Genomic DNA, 5,334 nt, shown 5'->3' on the forward strand with positions numbered 1-5,334 from the left:
ACCCTGATGGTTATCAGTATGGCTGGCCAGTCCTCCCTGACCAGTACCTGACAATTTAATAGTCCAATAGTGGCATGCCTGTTGCCGTAATCAAAGCTCTGAAGCAAAAGGAAAATAACGGCTGAACCGTAAATCGGGATCTGACTGCAGGGTCTCAATTCAATTGTTTAATGCTGGCTGATTTTGCCAGTTATCTCTCAATAGGGGAACTTTTAACCGATAGTCCAGTCTGACTAAACAAGTTTTAATATAAATTGCCGTGAAAATCCCAGGTTCGGGCTCTATTCGGTCAACTCTGCACTTTGTTCGACATGATGTGAATGTCACTTTCATCCAGTAGAGTGACCAAAAATATATCGAAAAAATTACTGAGGTCCAACAACAATGATCTGCGATAATTCATTAACTTCTTCCGCACAGTTCATACCCGGTATCCCGCAAAACCAGTCGGATAACACGGTTAAAGTGGGAGATCCCCAGATTCCTCGCAGACATGGCAGTCACCCGGCACCTGATACCGTCTCTTTAACTGATTTCACCATAACCAGCGCTGAAATCAGATCTGAGCCCACTGCTAAAAAAGCACGGCTTGAAATGCCCAATGTTCTCCCACAACCCGGCACAATAGCTCAGATGACACCAGAGGCTTTAACCTCTCGCTTTCAAACTCTGTGCAACTCGGATGATGGCGTGGAGCTTGCTCGTTTATTATCGGGTACTGATGAAAGAACACGGGAAAAATGGTTTAGTTGCCCACTGTCTTTCAGCGGAGAAAAAGACACTCCGATGATATATGCTGCCCGGCATGGTCATACATCAGTTGTTGAGACACTAATCGACTATCAGGCAAATCCCTGTGAAAACAATCCACTTTCTTCCCATCAAAGTAGTGCGCTAACTATTGCTGCGCAGGAAAACCAAGTGAAGGTCATTCAGGTGATGGCCAAATCCAAACACTTTGATCCTGACAACCCCAGTAAAGTTGGCATTACCGGATTGCTCATGGCCATAAAAAAGGGTTACACCAAGACCACGAAAATCCTTTTGGAGTACAAGGCTGACCCCAACTACAAATTACGTTGCGCTGGGGATGTTAATATTGGATTCAGACCCATTGGCAACTTTGGAGAGAATGAAACAATACCACCAGGGCAGGTTTGGTATACTCCTGTCCTGTACGCAATAAACTCTGGTAACCACATTATTCTGGAGCAACTGCTCGCAAATGGTGGAAATCCAAATAATATTGATCCGGCTAATCCAATTCAACAATCACCATTATTTCTGGCAAAATCTTCCAAGACTCCTGCAGCAGCAGAGATGATCGAGCTTTTATTAAACTGCGGGGCTAATATGCACGAACGGATAGCTCCTCATGATGAGGCTATCAGGAATTTAAATCAAGAAAAAACTCATCTCCATCCTACACTGCTTGAACTGGCATGTTTTTCCTCTACAGTAGAATCTGATCCTGAATCTCAATTACATCGCAATGCTCAAATTTTATGTGATCATTTTCGAACACCTGAAGGTCAATCAGTTGAAAGCTCAATTCTGAAATGGTTTTGTACTGGTCAAAGTTACTTGAAAGCTGTAGCTTTATCCAGGGGCTCTTGTGATGCAGCCTTGGCTAAATCACCTCAGACAGAGTATCTCATACGCAATTTAAGTTTATTAACTTCATTATTAGATGTGTTTGATAATAACGAATCTTACGAATCACAAGATGACAAGTATCAAAGAGCAGTCAATTGTGCCAAAGAAACAAGATTTCGTTTGCACGATGATATAAAAAGGGCTGATTCAGCTAGGGTTCAGCAAATGGTAGGAGAAGTGCTGGAGAAATTTAATGGCTACAACATGGATTTTAATGATGAAGCGATAAAGAAATTTCTTAGAGCAAATGAGAAAATTGAAGTGAACAACCCCGCCTTGAAAAAAATAGAGTATCGAATTCAATTTTTGCCTTTGCTTTCATTACTTGCCTGGGGAGTTATTAACTACTTTTTCCGTCAATGATTTATAACCAGGTGATCATTACGAAGGAGTGTTACAACAGGGTTTGAGCTTATCTTTAGAGCTGCTTCTTGTATTCAAACCCTGACTGGCATTTTATCGAGTAGACTGACTAAAAACTTGACCAAAAATTATCTAACAATCAATAAAGAATCAATACCGTCAAGCCAGCTTTTTTCTACTCCTGTAATGTTTGCAGCAAGTCATGATAAACCCATTATTTTAGAGCAACTACTTTCAAAAGGCGGTAATCCAAATAACATTGATCCAGCTAATCCGCTTCAACAATCGCCATTAGGTATAGCACTTTTTCGAAAAATTCTTCAGCAGAGGTTGTCAAGCTTTTATTAAAGTACAAAGCTGATCTCGACTTTAGAGTTTTATAAGTACAATAGTTCCGGCGCATAATCTGCTAATAGCAACCATCCCCAACGAGCAAATTCGAGATGGTTGCCATGCTCACTTCAGATCATCGATTAATCCTCAGGGAGCTCGCTTTATATACAACCTATCTCTTGCCGGAGCGCTATCACCAACTGAAGCGGAACCGGGGTCAAGCGGAACCAGGGTCAGGTCTTTCATTTTGCATAACCAGCCAATCTGGACGCACCTTAAGGGGGCTTTGATACTACCCGATTCCTGTGTATCCGGAAACTATGACCACTTCAGGCAAACTTGATTTCTTTTTTTTGAACCACAGAGGGCACAAAGAGCACAAAGGTAAGAAATAAGGGTGCGGGGTTTCATGATTTTCCCTGTGTTTGGCGGTGAGCCAGGAAGGTTGGGTTTGGGAACTCTAAACTCAAACCTTGATTGTCTGGTGTAATCAGCTGCAGAGTTGAGAAGTAAGTTTTAAACCGGGTAACGTCTCTGGTGGCCAGAACACCTTTTTCAACAACGGCCTGTGAGCCTATGAAAAAATCCGACAGTGTTCCTGTTTTTCGACCACCATTGCGACGGTAAATAATGTGCTTCCGGGCAGCAAGGTGGAGACTTTCTACGCAGGGGTGTTGAATGGTGAGTTCAAGAGCCTCAATTTGTGCCACTACCTCGGCAGTGGTTTGAAAGGCTGCGCTGAATTCTGAAAAAACAATGGGTGAAATGAAGCCCGGCATGGACCCATTGTCACGAATCTCACTCAGTAATGATCTTGACCAGCTGCAAAATTCGCTGTTTCTGTTGGACGCGTCAATCAGGATGCAGGTATCAAGGAATATTCGTTTCACTGGTTGATTTCCGAACGGTTATCTTCCAGTAATGCTTCAAATTCTTCAGGCTCTAGAGAAGGCTGGAAGCGATCAAATATCTCATCAATACTTGGCCTGGCTTTTTTGTCAGGTACCTGCAGGATGATTTCTCCAGAAGGCGTCATGGATATCATTACCTCTGACCCTTTTTTTAATTCAAGCTGCGCCCGCATCTGAGCTGGAATGGTGATTTGACCATTCTGGTTGACTATGGCGATTTGCATGATGTGACTCCGTTCTACTAATTATTAATAGATAATAGTATTAGATTTTAATAAGTAAAGAGTAACGCTCCGAGAAAATGCTTTAGGGAAGAAACTTAACACACTCGTCATCTGGCGGACGGGGTGAGTTAAAAGTTATGAGCTGTAAGCTGTAAGTTAAAAGCCTTTTTGCTTATGGCTTACAGCTTAAAACTTACAGCTTTGTCAGCCGTTGGCTATAATGATTGAGCTTTCATACACGGGGATGGTTATGGCTGATGTATTCCAGGTCGCCGCTTATTTTTTGAATAAAGCGAATAGTGATGATCCGGGTGATCTGATTTCCAACCTCAAACTGCAGAAACTGGTTTATTATGCTCAGGGGTTTTCACTGGCTATTTTTGACCGTGCTTTGTTTACCAATACGATTGAAGCCTGGCAACATGGGCCGGTAGTACAGGAACTGTATCATCGTTTCAAAAACTTCGGCAGTGGGGCGATTGAGACGCCTGATGAGTTTAATCCTGTGAGCCTGAGTGCTGATGAACAGGGCTTGCTTGATGAAGTGTACGATGTTTATGGGCAGTTCTCCGCATGGAAGCTACGGAATATGACTCATGATGAGCCGCCCTGGAAAGATGCGGCTAAAACCGGTACTTATATCAGCCCGCAAAGCATGGCGGAATATTTCAAAACTCAGCTTCAGTAGGCCCTCTCGGCTAAATATTGTATTTACTTTGCATACAGAGTTTGTGTATGGCTGCAAAGAGAATTAAAAAACCAGCCCCACAGGCAGGCACTTCTATCAAATCACCGGCTGAACGGGGTGTTAATTACGATCAGTTCTGCCCAAGGTTTTCTCTGGAGTAGCTGCAGTCCGATTTCTGCCTGAGCCTGTGTACCCAGGAAGAAAAAGCCAGTTTCGCGGATGCCATTCACAAACGCAGCCAGCTAACTTTGTCGCAGATAAAAAATCAAGGACGACACCAATTGGGTTTTGAAAAAATCAAACGCCAAACGCTGAAGTCACCGGTTCCAACGGTAGCCACCGACGATGTGGAATTCATCGCTTTTCGTTTCTGCGGTAATGCATGTGGACACCACCTGGAAGTTTCGGGCGATGATTGAGTTCCGTAACCAGATGGCGAAAAAGTACGGGATGGAGTTGATTGTTCATACCAACCCGGAAGGTAAGGCCGCCAACATTAATCCGTTTGATCATGGCAGTGCAAAATATACCGATGTGATGAAAACCGAAGCCCTGAAGCAGGCATTGAATAAATATAAATTCGATGCAGCGTTTGGTGGTGCCCGCCGAGATGAAGAGAAGTCTCGTGCCAAAGAGCGGGTGTACTCCTTCCGGGATAAAAATCATCGCTGGGACCCGAAAAACCAACGGCCAGAGTTGTGGGATACCTATAACGGCAAAGTGGAAAAAGGCGAAAGTATTCGAGTTTTCCCGCTCTCAAACTGGACCGAGCTGGATATCTGGCAATATATCTTCCTGGAAAATATTGAGATTGTACCGCTCTATTACGCAGCAGAACGACCGGTGGTTAATCGTGATGGTACGCTGATCATGGTAGACGACGAACGTATGCCATTGCATGAAGGTGAAACCCCGCAGATGAGGTGGGTGCGCTTCCGAACCTTGGGCTGTTACCCGCTGACCGGCGCGGTGGAATCAAAAGCCACGACGCTGCCAGAGATTATTCAGGAGATGCTGTTGACCAAGACTTCTGAACGGCAGGGGCGGGTTATTGACCATGACTCGGCGGGGTCGATGGAGAAGAAGATCGAGGGTTATTTCTAACTGCCTTTCACCACCCCGATTGATATTTTCCTGAAATCTGATGTCAAAGGACTGA

Annotated in this window: 5 protein-coding genes and 1 pseudogene; 4 read left to right on the forward strand and 2 right to left on the reverse strand. The window is 44.0% G+C overall.

The window, feature by feature from the left end; translation table 11 throughout:
* Positions 1-384 precede the first annotated feature (384 nt).
* Both KDK15_RS08315 and KDK15_RS08320 read left to right on the forward strand, forming a co-directional pair.
* On the forward strand, positions 385-2,019 hold the full coding sequence (locus KDK15_RS08315; RefSeq protein ID WP_257294892.1) for an ankyrin repeat domain-containing protein: 1,635 nt from the start codon (positions 385-387) through the stop codon (positions 2,017-2,019).
* A gap of 117 nt (positions 2,020-2,136) precedes the next feature.
* Entirely contained in the window at positions 2,137-2,367 is a 231-nt protein-coding gene (locus KDK15_RS08320; RefSeq protein ID WP_257294893.1) for an ankyrin repeat domain-containing protein, read from the forward strand.
* Between the two features lie 392 nt (positions 2,368-2,759).
* Here KDK15_RS08320 and KDK15_RS08325 read toward each other — a convergent pair whose 3' ends face one another.
* Together KDK15_RS08325 and KDK15_RS08330 are read right to left on the reverse strand one after the other, a co-directional pair.
* On the reverse strand, positions 2,760-3,242 hold the full coding sequence (locus KDK15_RS08325; RefSeq protein WP_257294894.1) for a type II toxin-antitoxin system VapC family toxin: 483 nt from the start codon (positions 3,240-3,242) through the stop codon (positions 2,760-2,762).
* On the reverse strand, positions 3,239-3,487 hold the full coding sequence (locus KDK15_RS08330) for an AbrB/MazE/SpoVT family DNA-binding domain-containing protein (RefSeq protein WP_257294896.1): 249 nt from the start codon (positions 3,485-3,487) through the stop codon (positions 3,239-3,241). Before KDK15_RS08330 ends, KDK15_RS08325 begins: the two co-directional genes overlap by 4 nt.
* Before the next feature lie 250 nt (positions 3,488-3,737).
* Here KDK15_RS08330 and KDK15_RS08335 point away from each other — a divergent pair, with 250 nt between their 5' ends.
* Together KDK15_RS08335 and cysD are read left to right on the forward strand one after the other, a co-directional pair.
* Positions 3,738-4,175 (forward strand): Panacea domain-containing protein, encoded by a 438-nt coding sequence (locus tag KDK15_RS08335; protein ID WP_257294897.1) that lies wholly within the window; start codon positions 3,738-3,740, stop codon positions 4,173-4,175.
* A 375-nt stretch (positions 4,176-4,550) separates the two neighbouring features.
* A pseudogene (cysD, locus tag KDK15_RS08340) lies at positions 4,551-5,279 on the forward strand (sulfate adenylyltransferase subunit CysD); the annotation flags it as partial.
* Positions 5,280-5,334 lie beyond the last annotated feature (55 nt).

The organism is Endozoicomonas sp. YOMI1 (assembly GCF_024606345.1).
Classification (GTDB): Bacteria; Pseudomonadota; Gammaproteobacteria; order Pseudomonadales; family Endozoicomonadaceae; genus Endozoicomonas.

What these genes read in the sequence shown, in the direction of transcription:
- KDK15_RS08335 (WP_257294897.1), top strand. Translation starts at nt 3,738, where the DNA reads ATGGCTGATGTATTCCAGGTCGCCGCTTATTTTTTGAATAAAGCGAAT.
- KDK15_RS08330 (WP_257294896.1), bottom strand. Translation starts at nt 3,487, where the DNA reads ATGCAAATCGCCATAGTCAACCAGAATGGTCAAATCACCATTCCAGCT.
- KDK15_RS08315 (WP_257294892.1), top strand. Translation starts at nt 385, where the DNA reads ATGATCTGCGATAATTCATTAACTTCTTCCGCACAGTTCATACCCGGT.